We start from the raw sequence: 16657 nt of genomic DNA on the forward strand, positions 1-16657 counted from the left end.
AGCGCAGCCAGCTCTTACCCTAGAGCTTGGCCGTTGCCGCCGCGTATTACCCCTACGCCTATGCCCTCGATCTCGAGTTCCTGATGGCGCAGATCCACCTCGATCGGGGCGAAATCGGCGTTCTCGGCTTCCAGCACGACACGATGCCCCTGGCGATGGAAGCGCTTGACCGTGACCTCATCCTCCAGGCGCGCGACCACGATCTGGCCGTCGCGCACGCGCTCGGTGCGATGCACGGCAAGCAGGTCGCCTTCGAGAATGCCGATATCCTTCATCGACAGGCCGCGAACCTTGAGCAGGTAGTCGGCACGGGGCGTGAAGTAGTCCGGCGGCAGGGGGCAATAGCGATCAATATGCTCGGCGGCCAGGATCGGGCTGCCGGCAGCTACTTCACCGATGATCGGCAGTCCTTCGCCGCTCGGTTCGTTGCTGGCGGTATCGGCTTCCTGGGCCGGCAGGCGTATGCCGCGCGAGGTACCGCGGATCACCCGGATCACGCCCTTGCGTTCCAGCGCGCGCAGGTGCTCCTCGGCGGCATTGGGCGAGCGGAAGCCCAGGGCCCGGGCGATTTCGGCGCGGGTGGGAGGGTAGCCGAACTCGTTCATGGTCTTGACGATGAAGTCATAGACGTTCTGCTGGCGCGAAGTGAGGGGGCGTGTCATGGCGAACTCCGGTAGCGTGACTGCCGTATTGGTCAAGTATACAGCATGGAAGCCTATACAGTAAAAGCCCTCGTTTCCGCTCGTGATCTGCCTGCCAGGGCGTTTAAAACGCTTTGGATTGCCTATACGTTGAGGCATAAGGCGTAATGTCGTAGACTTTTGTAATGTTTAAAACAGTCGTTTCCAGTGGGAACTGATCATGGCCCAGACCGATACCGTCACGCGCATCCTCGACACTGCCGAAGTCCTGTTCGCCGAGCGCGGCTTCGCCGAGACCTCGCTGCGCACCATCACCAGCAAGGCTCGCGTCAACCTTGCTGCGGTCAACTATCACTTCGGCTCCAAGAAGGCGCTGATCCAGGCGGTTTTCTCGCGCTACCTGGACCCCTTCACGGTGCGTTTCCACCATGCCCTCGACGAGCTCGAGGCGCAGCATGCCGGACGTGTCATCCCGCTGGAGGTACTGCTGGAAACCATGGCTCGTACCGTGCTCGAGGTACCGGCCGAAAAGCACAGCCTCAAGGTTTTCATGAAACTGCTGGGACTCGCCTACAGCCAGGCCCAAGGACACCTGAGACGACATATCCAGGAGGAGTATGGCAGCGTCTTCACTCGCTTCACCGACCTGGTGCGCCGTGCCACGCCGGAGCTGCCCGATGCCGAGCGTTTCTGGCGCCTGCACTTCGTCCTGGGTACGGTGATCTTTACTCTCTCCGGCCTCGACGCGCTACGTGACATCGCCGAGAAGGACTACCATGAGCATGTGTCGGTGCGCGACCTGGTCCGCCGCCTGCGCCCCGTAGTGGTAGCAGCGATGAATGCGCCCTTGCCGCCGCCACCGGCCGCGCAGCCGGCCAAGGCGAGCTGATGCGTACTCCCCGGCTCGAAGCGCTGCCGCCGCGAGACGAGACCTGGCTCGAGATCGACATCGCCCGCCAGTGTCTCGTCCACTGGCAGGGCGAGCATGCCGTGGTGGAATGGTCGGTTTCAACCGCGCTGGCGGGAGTGGGGCAGCGTGAAGGTAGTGGCTGCACGCCGCTCGGTTGGCATTACGTAAGGGCTGCCATCGGCCATGGGCAACCGCTGGGTACCGTTTTCCGGGGCCGGCGTCCCACCGGTGAGGTCTACAGCGCGGCACTGGCCGCGGCCCACCCCGGGCGCGACTGGATATTGACCCGCATCTTGTGGCTGTGCGGGCTTGAGCGCAGGTTCAATCGTGGTGGCGACGTCGACTCGCAGAGACGCTATATCTATCTACACGGTACGCCTCCCGACCAGCCGATGGGCGAGCCTCGTTCGCATGGTTGTATTCGTCTGCGCGACGAAGCGCTGCTGGAGGTCTGTGCCGTGGCGCCCCCGGGCACGCCTGTCTGGCTGCATGACTGACACGCCATGCCGTGCGTCGTCAGGCAGCGGACGCGATGCAGGTATGTCTGGATGGCTGTCGTCATACCCGGCTTTGGTCTAGAATCAGCTCCCTTTCCGCCCCAAGGACCCCGATCATGACCCAGACCCTCGGCCCGGTGATGCTCGACCTGGAAGGCACCGAACTGCGCAGTGAGGAGCGTGATTTGCTCAAGCGCCCCGAAGTGGGGGGTGTCATCCTGTTTTCTCGCAATGTCGAGCATGCGCAGCAGGTGCGGGAGCTGTGCCATGCCATGCGTCGCATTCGTCCCGAACTGCTGCTGGCTATCGACCAGGAGGGCGGGCGTGTCCAACGGCTCCGTGAGGGCGTGACCCGACTCCCTGCCATGGGGCGAATTGGCCGGGATTATGCCGTGGCCCCGGAGGTGACCCTGAGGTTGTGTCTCGATGCCGGCTGGCTGCTGGGCATGGAGATGGCGGCTTGTGGGCTGGACCTCAGTTTTGCCCCGGTGCTCGATGTCGATGTTGGCCTTTCCAGCGTGATCGGCGATCGCAGCTTCTCCTCCGACCCCCAGGCCGTGGCAGCCATGGCCGGCGCCTTCATCAGCGGCCTGCACGAAGCCGGCATGGCGGCGGTGGGCAAGCACTATCCCGGACACGGCGGGGTGGCGGCGGATTCTCACCTGGAGCTGCCGATAGACGAGCGCCCCTTGGAGGAGCTGCGGCAGCGCGACCTGGTGCCATTTGCCGAACTCGCCAGCCGGCTCGACGGTGTGATGCCGGCTCACGTGATCTATTCCGCCTTCGACTCGCGCCCGGCGGGTTTCTCGGCAAGCTGGCTGGGCCTGCTGCGCGAATCGCTGGGCTTCAAGGGGACTATCTTCTCCGACGATCTCGGCATGGCCGGTGCCGGCTTTGCCGGCGCGCCGGGCGAGCGGGCCCTGGCCGCGCTCAATGCCGGTTGCGACATGGTGCTGGTGTGCAATGACCGTGCGGCGGCGTTGGAGGTGCTGGAAACCTGTCAGGGCCGCAGCACACGGCTGACGAACCGCCTGCGCTATGGCCGTGCGCGCCCCGATCTGACCGCCCTCGAGGCACTGGGGCGCTGGCGTCGGGTGCATGCGCGCCTGGAAGCCATGGCCACGCTCTGATCGACCCATTTTTCCTTAACGTACCCTCATCGATACGAGTGTTTCATGCCCAAACTCGAACCCGACTTCCATGATTCCCTGGCCACCATGCGCGATGTCATGGAGAACGCCGACTGCCTGATCAGCCACGAAGAGGTCGAACGCGCCCTGGATCGCATGGCCGAGCAGATCACCGCCGATCTGGGCGACAAGCTGCCGGTTTTCTACTGCGTGATGAACGGCGGCCTGATCACCACGGGACACTTGCTGACCCGGCTGGGATTCCCGCTGGAAGTCGACTACATCCATGCCACCCGCTATCGCGGCGGTCTGCGCGGCGGTGAGCTGTTCTGGCGTGTGTCGCCGGAGATCCCCATGGCCGATCGTCATGTGGTCATCGTCGACGACATCCTTGATGAAGGCGCGACGCTTGCCGCCATTCTCGACTACTGCCGCGAAGCCGGTGCGGCGAGCATTTCCACCGCCGTACTGGTGGACAAGCGCCATGATCGCAAGGCGGTGCCGGGGCTCAAGGCCGACTACTGCAGTCTCGAAGTGGTCGACCGCTACGTGTTCGGCTTCGGCATGGACTATAAGGGGTATTGGCGCAATGCGCCGGGGATATTCGCGCCCAAGGGACTCTAGGGAAACACTTATATGGACTCCCCCTTTGCAAGCGCAGGCGCTTGCGTTGATTCGTAGCCCGTGGCTTCTCGCCCCAGGAAGAAGCCGAAATGAAAAAGCCGAACCAGGAAACCTGGTTCGGCTTCATGCCACCGCCTGCCGTTAGGAGGGGAAGGAGAACTGCGCGCCCTCGCGGACCCCGGTCGACGGCCAGCGCTGGGTGACGGTCTTGCGCTTGGTGTAGAAGCGCACGGCATCCGGCCCGTAGGCGGCCAGGTCGCCGAACAGCGAGCGTTTCCAGCCACCGAAGCTGTGGTAGGAAACCGGCACCGGCAGCGGCACATTGACGCCGACCATGCCCACCTGAATATTGTCGCTGAAGTAACGGGCCGCCTCGCCATCACGAGTGTAGATACAGGTACCGTTGCCGTACTCATGGTCGTCGATCAGCTTCATGGCTTCTTCCATGGAGGCGGCGCGAACCACCAGCAGGACAGGGCCGAAGATCTCCTCCCGGTAGCAGGTCATCTCGGCGGTCACGCGGTCAATCAGGGTGCCACCCACATAGAAACCGTTTTCGAAGCCCGGTACCTGCACGCCGCGGCCGTCGACCACGATCTCGGCGCCCTGGACCTCGGCGCTGTCGATATAGCCGCACACCTTCTCCTGGTGAGCCTTGGTGATCACTGGACCGAAGTCGTTCCCGGCGTCGGAGAAGGGACCAACCTTGAGGGACTTCAAACGCTCCCGCATCTTGGCGACCAGGGCGTCGGCGGCGGCGTCGCCCACGGCTACCGCCACGGAGAGGGCCATGCAGCGTTCGCCGGAGGAGCCGAAGGCGGCGCCGGTGAGCGAATCGGCCACGTTGTCCATGTCGGCATCGGGCATCACGATGGCATGGTTCTTGGCGCCGCCAAGCGCCTGGCAACGCTTGCCGTTGGCGCTGGCGCGAGCGTAGATGGTTTCGGCAATCGGCGTGGAGCCGACGAAGCTGACGGCCTGGACACGCGGGTCGTCGAGCAGGGTATCGACGGCTTCCTTGTCGCCGTTGACCACGTTCAGCACGCCGGCGGGCAGGCCCGCTTCCAGCGCCAGTTCGGCGATGAACAAGGCCGAGGTCGGGTCGCGCTCGGAGGGCTTGAGCACGAAGGTGTTACCGCAGGCGACGGCCATCGGGTACATCCACAGCGGGACCATGGCCGGGAAGTTGAACGGCGTGATGCCGGCCACCACGCCCAGCGGCTGGAACTCGCTCCAGGAGTCGATGCCGGGGCCGACGTTCTTGCTGTATTCGCCCTTGAGCAGTTCCGGCACGCCGCAGGCATACTCCACGTTCTCGATGCCGCGCTGTAATTCACCCTTGGCATCGTGGACGATCTTGCCGTGTTCCTGACCGATCAGCCGGCAGATCTCGTCGGCATGTTCTTCGAGCAACTGCTTGAAACGGAACATGACGCGGGCGCGCTTGGCCGGCGGCGTGTTGCGCCAGGCTGGGAAGGCGGCCTGGGCGGCGGCGATGGCCTGCTCGACGGTGGCCTTGCCGGCCAGGCTGACCTGGCCGCTCACCTCGCCAGTGGAGGGGTTGAAGATATCTTGGGTGCGTCCTTCGCCGGCGACGCGTGCGCCGTCAATCAGATGCCCGAGTGTGCTCATTGCGTTACCTCTCAATCCAATTCGCCGATGGTTTCGCCCAATACGTTGACGAGGCGGTCGATCTCGTCGCGCTCGACGATGAAGGGCAGGCCGAGCTGAATGGTGTCGCCGCCGTAGCGCACGTAGAAGCCCTTGTCCCAGCACTTCATGGCGATCTCGAAGGGGCGGCGGGCCGGTTCGCCGGGGTAGGGTTCGATCTGCAGGGCGCCGGCGAGCCCGTAATTGCGGATGTCGTTGATATAGCGCGTGCCCTTGAGCCCATGCAGGGCCTCCTCGAAGACCGGACTCATCTCGCGCACGCGCTCTACCAGGCGGTCGTTCTCGAGCACGTCGAGTGCCGCCAGCGCCGCGGCACAGGCCACTGGATGCCCCGAGTAGGTGTAGCCGTGGGGCAGCTCGAGCATATAGTCGGGCCCACCCTGTTCCATGAAGGTGTGGTAGATCTCTCCCTGCACGATGACCGCACCCATGGGCACCGCACCGTTGGTCAGTTGCTTGGCCACGTTGAGGATGTCCGGCACCACGCCGAACTCCTCGGCACCGGTCATGGCGCCCATGCGCCCGAAACCGGTAATGACCTCGTCGAAGATCAGCAGGATGTCATGCGCATCGCAGATCTCGCGCAGCCGCTGCAGGTAACCCTTGGGCGGCGGAATCACCCCGGCCGAGCCGGCCAGCGGCTCGACGATCACCGCGGCGATGTTGGACGCATCGTGCAGGGCGATCAGCTCCAGCAGTTCCTCGGCCCGCTCGGCGCCACGCTCGGGCATGCCCCTGGTGAAGGCGTTTTCCGCGAGCAGAGTGTGGGGCAGGTGGTCGGCATCGACGCCCTGGCCGAAAATGGTGCGGTTGGCGCCGATGCCCCCCAGGCTGAAGCCACCGAAGTTGACCCCGTGATACCCCTTGGCGCGACCGATCAGCTTGGTCTTGGTCGGCTTGCCCTTCTTGCGCCAGTAGGCGCGGGCGATCTTCAGTGCGGTGTCGGCACTCTCCGAGCCGGAGCCGGTGAAGAACACATGATCGAGGCCTTGGGGCGTCAACCCACGGAGCCTATGGGCCAACTCGAATGCCTTGGGATGGCCGAACTGGAAGGCCGGCGAATAGTCCAGCTCGGCTAGCTGACGGGCTACCGCCTCGGTGATCTCGGGGCGACAGTGGCCGGCACCGCAGGTCCACAGCCCGGAGAGACCGTCGAAGACCCGGCGGCCCTGGGCATCGGTCAGGTAGCTGCCCTGGGCGCCGACGATGATTCGCGGGTCGCGCTTGAACTGGCGGTTGCCGGTGTAGGGCATCCAGTAGGCGTCCAGTTGCTCCTGGCTCAGGCCAGCGTGCAGCGATTCTTGAACAGACATGTCAGCACCTCGGTTGGCATTGCCGTTATTGGTGGCTTTCAGCAACAGGCTAGGACGAAGTGAGGATAAGTTAAATCAAGATCTTTTTAAGCTTACGCAAGCAGTTGCTTAACTTTTCGTCCGGGCGGCGATATTCTCGAAGGCTAACGTCATGAACGAAGGGAGCGGCCCATGTCACGCCGCAAGGAGACCCTGTCGGCCCAGCCCGGCGATGCCGATCTGCGCCTGCTGAAGATCTACCGCAAGGTGGTGGAGTGCGGCGGCTTTTCCGCTGCCGAGGTAGAGCTGAACATCAGCCGCGCCGCGATCAGCATGGCGATGAACGACCTCGAGACGCGCCTCGGCTTGCGGCTGTGTCTGCGTGGGCGCAGTGGCTTCTCCCTGACCGATGAAGGCGCGGAAGTCTACCAGGCGACCCTGCAGCTGCAGGCCGCGGTCGAAGGGTTTCGCACCCGGGTCAATGGCCTGCATGCCTGGCTCAAGGGCGAGCTCAACATCGGTATCACCGACAACCTGGTGACCATGCCGCAGATGCATATCACCAATTCCCTTAGCGCACTCAAGGAGCGCGGTCCGGATGTGCGCATCAATATTCGAATGATCCCGCCCAGCGAGATCGAGCTGGGCGTGCTCGACGGTCGCCTGCATACCGGCGTGATACCGTCGCTCAAGACTCTGCCGGGGCTCGACTATCTCCCGCTGTATGCGGAAACCTCCCAGCTCTATTGCGCCTCGGGCCACCCTTTGTTCGAGGCCGAAGGCGTGTCCGAGCACCAGTTGGCGAACTGCGATGCGGTGGTTCCGGCCTATGCCCAGACACCCGAGGTCAAGGCGCTGCACGAGCCGCTCAGGGCCGCTGCCTCGGCCACTGACCGGGAAGGGATCGCCTTTCTCATTCTCTCCAACCGCTATATCGGCTACCTGCCGACCCACTATGCCGAACGCTGGGTGAGAAGTGGCCGGATGCGAGCCCTGAATCCCGCGTGCTGGCACTATCTCACCCACTACAGTGCCATCACCCGCAAGGGCGCCCCACCCAACCTGGTGCTGGAAACCTACCTCGAGGAGCTGCGGCGGTTGCAGAAAGACGAATGAAGAAAACCCGGCAGGCTTGGCCTGCCGGGTGGGTAACACGATCCCCCGAAGCGAGAAGCAGGTCAGTTGGTTCGTGTTGCCGGGGTGGTGCTTATGGAAGTCTCGCCAGCGGCGCCGAGGTCGGTCGCGATGGCTTCTCCCTGCTCCTTCCAGAGCTGGCGCTCTTCATCGCTCGCGCGGGGTGAGAATAGGCCGGTCTGCGCATAGAACAGGCCGATCACCGGCGACAGCCAGCAGGCGAAGGCCAGGGGGATGTACAGCAGGTTCTCGACGTTGCCGTCGGCGATGCCGAGTGCCAGGGCGCTGATCACGAAGGCGCCGCCGGCATTCCACGGAACCAGGGGCGAGATGAGCGTGCCGCCTTCCTCGATGGCGCGCGACAGGTTCAGGGTCGAATAGCCCATGCCGCGATAGGTGGGGGCATACATGCGTCCGGGCAGGGCGATCGAGAGGTAGGGGTCGCCGGCGACCAGGTTGGTGGAAACCGAGGTCAGCACGGCCGAGGTCTGCAGTCCGGCGAAGCTACGCACCTTGGTCATGATGGCGCGGATGATCGCTTCCAGGCAGCCGGTCTTCTCCAGCGCACCGCCAAAGCCCAGCGCGATGAGCACCAGCGAGATGGTCCACATCATCGACTGGATGCCGCCACGGTTGAGCAGGCTGTCCATGGCCGCGATGCCGGTATCGATCGAGTAACCGCTGTTGGCATAGGTCAGCACGTCATGCACGCCGACTCCCTGCACGAACATGGCGGTGACCGCACCGGCCAGGGCGCCGGCGAACAGCGACGGGATGGGCGGCATGCGCTTGACCGCGAGCACGATGACCAGTACCGCGGGCAGTAGCAGCCAGGCGGAAATGGTGAAGTTCGCCTGCAGTGCCGAAGTGATGGCGTCGATCCGCTCGAAGGATGCGGAGTTGTCATCGATCAAGACGAAGCCGGCACCGAGATAGATGACGAAGGCGATCAGCATGGCGGGGACCGTCGTCGGCATCATGTTCTTGATGTGCGAGAAGATGTCGGTGCCGGTGACCGCCGGGGCGAGGTTGGTGGTGTCCGACAGCGGCGAGACTTTGTCGCCGAAGAATGCCCCCGAGACCACCGCTCCGGCGGTCCAGTACATCGGGATGTCGAAGCCGGCGCCGATGCCCATCAGGGCCAGGCCCACCGTGCCGACGGTGCCCCAGGAGGTACCCAGCGCCAGCGAGACGATCGAACACAGCAGCATGGCCGCGGCCAGGAAGATGGTCGGCGAGAGAATCGTCAGGCCGTAGTAGATCAGGGTCGGAACGGTGCCGCTGGCGATCCAGACGCCAATGATCATGCCGACGCAGATCAGCACGGAGACGGAGGGCAGCGACACGTGAATGACGTGGAAGATGCCTTCTTCGATCTGCTTCCAGCGGAAGCCAAGCTTGACGCCTACCAGCGCCGTGATGGCCAGGCCGATGGCCAGGGGGATATGGGGCGTGAAATCGCCGAAGTAGAACAGCTGCACTGCCAGTACCAGCAGTGTCAGGACGACGGGAGTCAGCGCTAGCAGCAAACTTGGCTGCTGGTATTGGATGGACGTTGAACTTTTCATATTAACTTTCCCTTGGAACAAATGTGCGTTGTTCTTGGTTTGCTTATTTATCGATAAGCACTACGCAGCTTCCCAACCCTCATCGCCATGCGCAGGCGACCAAGGCCGCTCACTGGGTTCTCCGGGTATCGTCTGGATCACCTCCTCGGGTCGTTATCGTTGTTGTCATGTGTACCGTTCTTCAAGCCTAATTGTTGGTCAATCTTGATAGGAATTGGCTCTAAATAACGCTAAATTGTTTTACCTTTATCCTTAAAAACAAATATTGGTAGGCAATATGGCTAGTAAACTGGACCGCATAGATCGCCGTATCCTGAACCAGTTGCAGGAGAACGGGCGTCTTTCCATCGTGGAGCTCGCCAGCCGGGTCAACCTGACCAAGACGCCTTGCGCTCAGCGGGTACGTCGGCTCGAGCAGACCGGCATCATCCGCGGCTACCGTGCCGACCTCGATCCGGAGCAACTGGGGGCGGGCCACGTACTGGTGGTGCTGGTGACGATGGAAAAGACCAGCGAAGACGCCTTGGATCGTTTCAACGAGGCCGTGCGTCTCATCCCCGAAGTTCAGGGCTGCTACATGGTAGCGGGGAACTTCGACTACATGCTCAAGGTGAGAACCCATGACATCTCTCATTACCGGGCCGTGCTGGTCCAGCAGATCGGTCGGTTGCCGAATGTCCATCAAACGCACTCCTTCGTGGTAATGGAGCTGGTGAAAGACGAAGTGACGGTGCCGGTTCCCATCGATAACTACTTCCAGCCGTAAGCTTCTCAACTCAACACTCTCAAGCATTGCCCCGTGTGGTAGAGTATGAAGCCGCTTTCGTAACCGGAGCTACGCAGCGCCCTGGCCCGTATCGGCCGGGGTGTGCGAATTGGTAGGGGGAGGGCGTCGTCCTCGCCGGTCATCAGATACTGGGCGAAACCCTTGCCCACCACGGTGCCAGTGGTGATACCGCGCCCGTTGTAGCCGGAGACACCCAGCACACCCGGGGCAAGCTCGAAGAGGCGCAGCGTATGATCGGGCGTGAAGCCGATTCGTCCCGTCCAGCTGTATTCCCACTCGATACTGCCCAACCGAGGGAAATAATGACGCTGGATGCGGTTGGCCCAGCAGCGGAGGAAGGCGGCGGGTTTGCCTGCCCCCTTGCCGAGGCTGCCGAGGATCAGTCGGCCTTCTGCATCGCGACGCATGCTGCTCAGCACCATGCGGGTGTCCCAGGCACCCTGGCGCCCCGGCAGGATCTCATCGGCAGCCCCGCCGGATAGCGGTCGGGAGGCGACTTGGTAGAAGTGGCCGACGAAGAAATGGCGGCGGACCTCGTTCCAGCGGTCCTCGGTATAGGCGTTGGTGGCAAGCACCAGACGCTGGGCCTGGACGCTGCCGTGAGCGGTGGTGATCCGCCAGCGGTCTCTCGCTCGGGCGACGGCGGTGGCGGCGCTATGGGTGTATAGGCGTGCGCCGGCCGCTTTCGCGGCACGTGCCAGGCCGCGAGTGTAGGCGGCGGGGTTCAGGGTCCCGGCACGGTGGTCGAGCAGGGCGCGGTGGATGCGCCGGGTGCCCACGTATTCCCGGCAGGCCGCTGCCTTGAGCAGTTCCACGGGAGCCCCGCGTCGCTGCAACTGCTCCGCTCGCCGCGCCAGTTCCTGCTCGCCTTTACCGTTATGTGCCAAGTGCAGAGTGCCGCTGCGGGTTGCCTGGCATGCGATACCGTGCCGCTCGATCAGCGAGAAGACGACCGCAGGGGCGCCGCCGAGAATCGTGTTGGCGCGCTCGCCGATCTCCTCGCCAAGCACCGCGAGGATGTCGTCCGGTGGAATCCACAGTCCCGCATTGACGAGTCCGACATTGCGTCCCGAAGCGCCGCTAGGGAGGTCGCCTGCTTCGATCAGGGTCACGCTGACGCCAGCCTCAGCCAGGTGTAGGGCGGTGCTGAGACCGGTAATCCCTCCACCGATCACCAGCACATCGGTGCTGCGCTCACCCTGCAGCATGGCCTGATCCGGGGGCGGCTCCGGAGAGGTGTCGTGCCAGAGACAGCGCTCCTTCATTGTGCCTCCCGTACATGGGGTGATGGGGAAGGCTTCGGCGAGCTGCTGTGCCGAAGCTGAGGATGCCCAGTCGATCAGTCGAACTTGATACCTTGGGCGAGCGGCAGCTCCCTGGAGTAATTGACGGTGTTGGTCTGGCGGCGCATGTAGCTCTTCCATACGTCGGAGCCCGATTCGCGGCCGCCGCCGGTCTCCTTCTCGCCACCGAAGGCACCGCCGATCTCGGCGCCGCTGGGGCCGATGTTGACGTTGGCGATACCGCAATCGCTGCCCACTGCGGAGACGAAGGTTTCCGCCTCGCGCACGTCGGTGGTGAAGATGCAGGAGGAGAGACCCTGGGGCACGTCGTTGTTGAGTGCGATGGCTACATCGAGCGCTTCGTAGCCGATCACGTAGAGAATCGGTGCGAAGGTTTCGTGCCGCACCAGATCGCTCTGGCCTTCGACCTCGACGATGGCCGGTGCCACGTAGTAACCCTCAGGATACTGCTCTGCGAGCTGGCGCTGGCCGCCGAATACGTTGGCACCCTGCTCGTGGGCCTGGGTCAGCACCGTCTGCATGGTGTCGAAGGCTTGGCGGTCGATCAGTGGGCCGATCAGGTTGCCTTCGAGCGGGTCGCCGATACTGATGCCGGCATAAGCCTGCTTGAGGCGGGCAACGACCTCCTCCTTGATGGAACGATGCACGACCAGACGGCGCAGCGTGGTGCAACGCTGGCCAGCGGTCCCCACCGCTGAGAAGAGGATGGCGCGCACGGCCATGTCGAGGTCGGCGCTGGACGTCAGGATCATGGCGTTGTTGCCGCCCAGCTCGAGGATACTGCGACCGAAGCGGGCGGCCACGCGCGGCCCCACGTCACGGCCCATTCGCGTGCTGCCGGTGGCACTGATCAGGGGAATTCTGGCGTCGTCGGCCAGTTGCTCGCCCGCGGCACGCTTGCCGATGATCACTTGGCTGAGGTATTGGGGCGCGTCATCGCCGAACTCGGCCATGGCACGTTCGAGCAGTGCCTGGCAGGCCAGGGCGGTGAGAGGTGTCTTCTCGGAGGGCTTCCACAGCAGGCTGTCGCCGCATACCAGGGCCAGTGCCGCGTTCCAGGCCCAGGGGGCAACCGGAAAATTGAAGGCGGTGATCAACCCGATCGGGCCGAGCGGGTGCCAGCTCTCACGCATATGGTGTCCGGGACGCTCGGAGGCGATAGTGAGGCCATAGAGCTGGCGGGACTGCCCAACGGCGAGGTCGCAGATGTCGATCATCTCCTGCACTTCACCGAGCCCTTCCTGAAGGATCTTGCCGCACTCCCAGGTGACCAGTGCACCCAGGTCCTCCTTGTGGCGGCGCAGTTGATCGCCGAACAGGCGTACCAGCTCGCCGCGACGCGGGGCGGGCACCTGGCGCCACGCTTTAAAAGCGCGCTGGGCGTTGGCGATGGCCGTGTCGATCTCTTGGGCAGTGGCCGTGCGCACACGACCGATCTCGCTGCCGTCGATAGGCGTGGCGACCGCGATATCGCCGTCTCGGTACTGTTCAGGCGCCACGCCGAGGCGCTGCATCAGGGAGTCGATCATTCTTTCTCCTATCGTTATTATCCAAGAATGTCGTGACGCCCAGTATCGCTACCACTGCCGAGCGGCAACAAGCGACGATTACGATACATGTCATTCCTTAATTTCATGCTAGGCGGGCGAAATGAGTCGTCGACACCTTCCTTCCCTGGCCGGGCTGCAATGCTTCGAGGCGGCGGCCCGCCATCTGAGCTTCACCCGCGCGGCAGATGAGTTGAGCCTGACCCAGAGCGCCGTGAGCAAGCAGGTCGCACAGTTGGAGTCGCTCCTGGAGCATCCGCTATTCCGGCGCATCCGTCGGCGCTTGCACCTCACCCCGGAGGGGGCAATCTACCTCGGCGAAGCGCGCAAGATTCTCGCCCAGGTGGAGATGTCGACGCGCTACATGCAGTCCTACGGTGGCGAGGCGGACGTGCTCAACGTGGCGACCCTGCCCACCTTCGGCGCGCGCTGGCTGGTCCCGCGGCTCAACGGTTTCCGCTTTCGACACCCCAACATCAACCTCAACATCAGCAACCGGGTCGAGCCGTTCGATATGCAGCAGGAGCGGGTGGAGGTGGCGTTCTTCTTCGGTCACGGAGCCTGGCCCAAGGCCGAATGCATCAGGTTGCTCAAGGAGGAGATCGTGCCGGTCTGCTCGCCGCAGGCCTTGGTGGGTATGAGGGTGGAGGAACCGCTGGCGCTGACGCGGCTCGTGCTGCTGCAGAGCACTACCCGGCCGGAGGCATGGCACGACTGGTTCGATGCCCAAGGCCAATACACCGAGCACAGCTACCATGGGCCGCGCTTCGACACCTTCTATATGGCGCTACGTGCGGCGCAGGCCGGCTGCGGCGTGGCGCTGGTGCCGCGCTTCCTGGCCCAGGAGGAGATCGACGAGGGCAAGCTGATGGTTCCCTGGCCGTTCAGCCTGAAGAGCCGGGACGGCTACTACATGGCCTACCCGGAGCACATGGCGGATCTCTACAAGGTGCGCGCCTTCATCGATTGGATACGCGAGCGCATCGTCTGACGGCGAAACGAAAGCACCCCTGCCGAGGCAGGGGCGTGACGGTCGGCAAGTCATCGCCTTGTCAGCGGTTCAGGCCAGGCCAAGCTCGTGGGTGGCTTCTTCACGCATCTTGAACTTCTGGATCTTGCCGGTGACGGTCATCGGGAACTCGTCGACGAACTTCACGTAGCGCGGGATCTTGTAGTGGGCGATCTTGCCCTTGCAGAACTCCTTGAGCTCGTCGGCGGTGAGCTTCTGGCCATCACCGAGCTTGACCCAGGCCATGACTTCCTCGCCGTACTTTTCGTCGGGCACGCCGATCACCTGCACGTCGGAGATGGACGGGTGGGTGTAGAGGAAGTCCTCGATTTCGCGCGGATAGATATTCTCGCCGCCGCGGATGATCATGTCCTTGATGCGGCCGACGATGGCCACATAGCCTTCCTCATCCATGGTGGCGAGATCGCCGGTATGCATCCAGCCGGCGCTATCGATCGACTTGGCGGTGGCCTCCTCGTTGTTCCAGTAGCCGAGCATCACGCTGTAGCCTCGGGTGCACAGCTCGCCGGTCTCGCCGCGTGGTACCACCGCGCCGGTCTCGGGGCTGACCAGCTTGACCTCGAGGTGGGGATGGATGGTGCCCACCGTGGTCACGCGTTTCTCCAGGGGGGCGTCGGTCTGGGTCTGGAAGCTGACCGGGCTGGTCTCGGTCATTCCGTAGCAGATGGTGACGTCCTCCATGTGCATCTTGTCGATGACCTTGCGCATCACCTCGATGGGGCAGATCGAGCCTGCCATGATGCCGGTGCGCAGGGTAGAGAGGTCGTACTGGGTGAAGTCGGGATGTTCCAGCTCGGCTATGAACATGGTCGGCACGCCGTAAAGCGCCGTGGCCTTTTCGTCGGACACCGCCTTGAGGGTGGCCTCCGGGTCGAAGCCGTCGCCCGGATAGATCATGGTGGCGCCGTGGGTCATGCAGCCCAGGTTGCCCATCACCATGCCGAAGCAGTGATAGAGCGGTACCGGGATCACCAGGCGGTCCTTCTCGGAGAAGCCCATGGTACGGGCGACGAAGAAGCCGTTGTTGAGGATGTTGTGGTGGGAGAGGGTGGCGCCCTTGGGCGCCCCGGTGGTGCCCGAGGTGTACTGGATGTTGACCGGTTCGTCGAACTGCAGCGTGGCCTGGATGTCGGCAAGGTGTTCTTCAGAGACCTCGTCGGCATGCGCCAGCATGCTCTGCCAGTTGAACATGCCGGGAAGGGCACGGTCGGCGTCGAGGCACACCACGCGCTTGAGTTCGGGCAGCTTGGCGCAGGAGAAGGCGGACGGTGCTCCATTGTGCAGCTCCGGGACCTTCTCTTCATGGAGCTCCGGGGCCAGCTCCGCCAGCATGGCCACGTAGTCGGAAGTCTTGAACTTGCCCTGCAGGATCAGCGTGGAAGTGCCGGACTGCCTGAGCGCGTATTCGAGTTCATGGGTGCGGTAGCTGGGGTTGATGTTGACCAGGATGGCGCCGATCTTCGCCGTGGCGAACTGGGTGATGGTCCATTCGGCGCAATTGGGCGACCAGATGCCAACCCGGTCGCCTTTCTTCATGCCCAGCGCGAGCATTGCCCGGGCAGCCTGGTTCACCGCCTGCTGCAGCTCTCTCCAAGTGTAGCGCAGCCCCTGATGCAGGCTGAGCAGGGCCTCGCCATCGGGAAAGCGTGCCACGGTCGCGTCGAAGCAGTCGCCGATGGTTTCGCCCTTGAGTGGCGTATCGCTGATGCCGCTGACGTAACTGTTCGGGACGCGTTCTTGAAGTGCTTGGCGTGTCATCGTATTACCCGTCTTGTTGTGCAGTTGGCTGCGGTAGTCGATTGCCGATGGGCACCGTGGCTGGGCACCCATCCGTTGAACGGCGTGGTCGGACGTCACGTTGCGGCGGCCATGGAGTGGGCTTGTCCGATGAGCGCCTGTGCTCGGCGGTTCTTCAGGCGAACAGGTGAAACCTAGTCCTGGCCGAGGCGCTCGAGTACCTCGCGGGCGCGCATTTCCACGTCATCGAGTTCACGCTGCATCAGGCGAATGTCCTCCAACTGACGCTCCATGTTGTTGCGCTTGTCTGCCAGGATCTCCAGCAGGCGCTTGAGCTGCCGAGCGTTGCCGTCGGGCATGGCGTCGTACATCTCGATGACCTCGCGGATCTCGGCCAGCGAGAAGCCCAGGCGCTTGCCGCGCAGGGTCAGCTTGAGACGAACCCGATCCTTCTCGTGATAGATGCGGGTCTGACCGCGACGCTCCGGCGCCAACAGCCCTTCCTGCTCATAGAAGCGGATGGTACGCGGGGTCACCTCGAACATCCGGGCCAATTCGCCTATCGAATAGGTACGACGCTGGCGTGTCAGGCTGCCGTTGACCGGGGTGGTAGCTTCCGCTTTGGATGTGCTCATCGCTGTTTTTTCCTATGAGTTGGATGGGCCGTCGTGCGGTGTCCTCCACTAATCGCAACACTAGACGACGTTGACGTTAACGTAAAGTGGTTGTCGACCAAGGGAGGTGTGCGATAAAACCTAGCAAGTGCTAGGTTGGTTGGCGAGCAG

Annotated in this window: 15 protein-coding genes; 7 read left to right on the plus strand and 8 right to left on the minus strand. The window is 63.5% G+C overall.

All coding sequences use genetic code 11. The annotated features are described in order from the left end of the window. Nucleotides 1–14: 14 nt before the first annotated feature. Nucleotides 15–662, minus strand: coding sequence for a transcriptional repressor LexA (lexA, locus tag HOP51_RS14125; protein ID WP_234274538.1), 648 nt, complete (start codon nt 660–662; stop codon nt 15–17). 199 nt (nt 663–861) lie between these two features. Between lexA and HOP51_RS14130 the strand changes: the two genes are divergently transcribed. From HOP51_RS14130 to HOP51_RS14145, 4 genes are all read left to right on the plus strand, one after another. Further along, nucleotides 862–1530: a TetR/AcrR family transcriptional regulator gene (locus HOP51_RS14130; RefSeq protein ID WP_234274539.1), complete on the plus strand. Its 669-nt coding sequence runs from the start codon at nt 862–864 to the stop codon at nt 1528–1530. Next, a complete protein-coding gene (locus tag HOP51_RS14135) occupies nt 1530–2048 on the plus strand; it encodes a L,D-transpeptidase (RefSeq protein WP_234274540.1) in 519 nt (172 codons plus the stop codon). Before HOP51_RS14130 ends, HOP51_RS14135 begins: the two co-directional genes overlap by 1 nt. A gap of 116 nt (nt 2049–2164) precedes the next feature. Continuing rightward, a complete protein-coding gene (gene nagZ / locus HOP51_RS14140; protein WP_234274541.1) occupies nt 2165–3178 on the plus strand; it encodes a beta-N-acetylhexosaminidase in 1014 nt (337 codons plus the stop codon). 45 nt (nt 3179–3223) lie between these two features. After that, a complete protein-coding gene (locus HOP51_RS14145) occupies nt 3224–3802 on the plus strand; it encodes a hypoxanthine-guanine phosphoribosyltransferase (protein WP_234274542.1) in 579 nt (192 codons plus the stop codon). Nucleotides 3803–3943: 141 nt separating this feature from the next. Here HOP51_RS14145 and HOP51_RS14150 read toward each other — a convergent pair whose 3' ends face one another. Beyond that, nucleotides 3944–5434: a CoA-acylating methylmalonate-semialdehyde dehydrogenase gene (locus tag HOP51_RS14150; RefSeq protein ID WP_234274543.1), complete on the minus strand. Its 1491-nt coding sequence runs from the start codon at nt 5432–5434 to the stop codon at nt 3944–3946. An 11-nt stretch (nt 5435–5445) separates the two neighbouring features. Then, a complete protein-coding gene (locus HOP51_RS14155; protein ID WP_234274544.1) occupies nt 5446–6786 on the minus strand; it encodes an aspartate aminotransferase family protein in 1341 nt (446 codons plus the stop codon). A 171-nt stretch (nt 6787–6957) separates the two neighbouring features. Here HOP51_RS14155 and HOP51_RS14160 point away from each other — a divergent pair, with 171 nt between their 5' ends. Beyond that, nucleotides 6958–7881, plus strand: a complete 924-nt coding sequence (locus HOP51_RS14160) for a LysR family transcriptional regulator (RefSeq protein WP_234274545.1) — start codon at nt 6958–6960, stop codon at nt 7879–7881. Nucleotides 7882–7943: 62 nt separating this feature from the next. Here HOP51_RS14160 and nhaC read toward each other — a convergent pair whose 3' ends face one another. Next, entirely contained in the window at nt 7944–9467 is a 1524-nt protein-coding gene (gene nhaC / locus HOP51_RS14165) for a Na+/H+ antiporter NhaC (RefSeq protein ID WP_234274546.1), read from the minus strand. Nucleotides 9468–9744: 277 nt separating this feature from the next. Here nhaC and HOP51_RS14170 point away from each other — a divergent pair, with 277 nt between their 5' ends. Beyond that, nucleotides 9745–10233: an Lrp/AsnC family transcriptional regulator gene (locus tag HOP51_RS14170; protein WP_234274547.1), complete on the plus strand. Its 489-nt coding sequence runs from the start codon at nt 9745–9747 to the stop codon at nt 10231–10233. A 5-nt stretch (nt 10234–10238) separates the two neighbouring features. Here the strand turns inward: HOP51_RS14170 and amaA are convergent, their stop codons facing one another. Continuing rightward, nucleotides 10239–11519 carry an L-pipecolate oxidase gene (gene amaA, locus HOP51_RS14175; RefSeq protein ID WP_234274548.1) on the minus strand — a complete coding sequence of 427 codons (1281 nt, stop codon included), beginning with the start codon at nt 11517–11519 and terminating at the stop codon, nt 10239–10241. Nucleotides 11520–11593: 74 nt separating this feature from the next. Further along, a complete protein-coding gene (gene amaB / locus HOP51_RS14180; RefSeq protein WP_234274549.1) occupies nt 11594–13087 on the minus strand; it encodes an L-piperidine-6-carboxylate dehydrogenase in 1494 nt (497 codons plus the stop codon). A gap of 121 nt (nt 13088–13208) precedes the next feature. On the opposite strand from amaB, the gene gcvA reads away from it, so the two are divergent. Next, nucleotides 13209–14096 carry a transcriptional regulator GcvA gene (gcvA, locus tag HOP51_RS14185; RefSeq protein ID WP_234274550.1) on the plus strand — a complete coding sequence of 296 codons (888 nt, stop codon included), beginning with the start codon at nt 13209–13211 and terminating at the stop codon, nt 14094–14096. 69 nt (nt 14097–14165) lie between these two features. Here the strand turns inward: gcvA and HOP51_RS14190 are convergent, their stop codons facing one another. Together HOP51_RS14190 and HOP51_RS14195 are read right to left on the minus strand one after the other, a co-directional pair. After that, nucleotides 14166–15893: an AMP-binding protein gene (locus HOP51_RS14190; RefSeq protein ID WP_234274551.1), complete on the minus strand. Its 1728-nt coding sequence runs from the start codon at nt 15891–15893 to the stop codon at nt 14166–14168. Nucleotides 15894–16066: 173 nt separating this feature from the next. Beyond that, nucleotides 16067–16507 carry a MerR family transcriptional regulator gene (locus HOP51_RS14195; protein WP_267957753.1) on the minus strand — a complete coding sequence of 147 codons (441 nt, stop codon included), beginning with the start codon at nt 16505–16507 and terminating at the stop codon, nt 16067–16069. Between the last annotated feature and the right edge of the window lie 150 nt (nt 16508–16657).

The organism is Billgrantia zhangzhouensis (assembly GCF_021404465.1).
Lineage (GTDB): Bacteria > Pseudomonadota > Gammaproteobacteria > Pseudomonadales > Halomonadaceae > Halomonas > Halomonas zhangzhouensis.

What these genes read in the sequence shown, in the direction of transcription:
- lexA (WP_234274538.1), bottom strand. Translation starts at nt 662, where the DNA reads ATGACACGCCCCCTCACTTCGCGCCAGCAGAACGTCTATGACTTCATC.
- HOP51_RS14130 (WP_234274539.1), top strand. Translation starts at nt 862, where the DNA reads ATGGCCCAGACCGATACCGTCACGCGCATCCTCGACACTGCCGAAGTC.
- HOP51_RS14135 (WP_234274540.1), top strand. Translation starts at nt 1,530, where the DNA reads ATGCGTACTCCCCGGCTCGAAGCGCTGCCGCCGCGAGACGAGACCTGG.
- nagZ (WP_234274541.1), top strand. Translation starts at nt 2,165, where the DNA reads ATGACCCAGACCCTCGGCCCGGTGATGCTCGACCTGGAAGGCACCGAA.
- HOP51_RS14145 (WP_234274542.1), top strand. Translation starts at nt 3,224, where the DNA reads ATGCCCAAACTCGAACCCGACTTCCATGATTCCCTGGCCACCATGCGC.
- HOP51_RS14150 (WP_234274543.1), bottom strand. Translation starts at nt 5,434, where the DNA reads ATGAGCACACTCGGGCATCTGATTGACGGCGCACGCGTCGCCGGCGAA.
- HOP51_RS14155 (WP_234274544.1), bottom strand. Translation starts at nt 6,786, where the DNA reads ATGTCTGTTCAAGAATCGCTGCACGCTGGCCTGAGCCAGGAGCAACTG.
- HOP51_RS14160 (WP_234274545.1), top strand. Translation starts at nt 6,958, where the DNA reads ATGTCACGCCGCAAGGAGACCCTGTCGGCCCAGCCCGGCGATGCCGAT.
- nhaC (WP_234274546.1), bottom strand. Translation starts at nt 9,467, where the DNA reads ATGAAAAGTTCAACGTCCATCCAATACCAGCAGCCAAGTTTGCTGCTA.
- HOP51_RS14170 (WP_234274547.1), top strand. Translation starts at nt 9,745, where the DNA reads ATGGCTAGTAAACTGGACCGCATAGATCGCCGTATCCTGAACCAGTTG.
- amaA (WP_234274548.1), bottom strand. Translation starts at nt 11,519, where the DNA reads ATGAAGGAGCGCTGTCTCTGGCACGACACCTCTCCGGAGCCGCCCCCG.
- amaB (WP_234274549.1), bottom strand. Translation starts at nt 13,087, where the DNA reads ATGATCGACTCCCTGATGCAGCGCCTCGGCGTGGCGCCTGAACAGTAC.
- gcvA (WP_234274550.1), top strand. Translation starts at nt 13,209, where the DNA reads ATGAGTCGTCGACACCTTCCTTCCCTGGCCGGGCTGCAATGCTTCGAG.
- HOP51_RS14190 (WP_234274551.1), bottom strand. Translation starts at nt 15,893, where the DNA reads ATGACACGCCAAGCACTTCAAGAACGCGTCCCGAACAGTTACGTCAGC.
- HOP51_RS14195 (WP_267957753.1), bottom strand. Translation starts at nt 16,507, where the DNA reads ATGAGCACATCCAAAGCGGAAGCTACCACCCCGGTCAACGGCAGCCTG.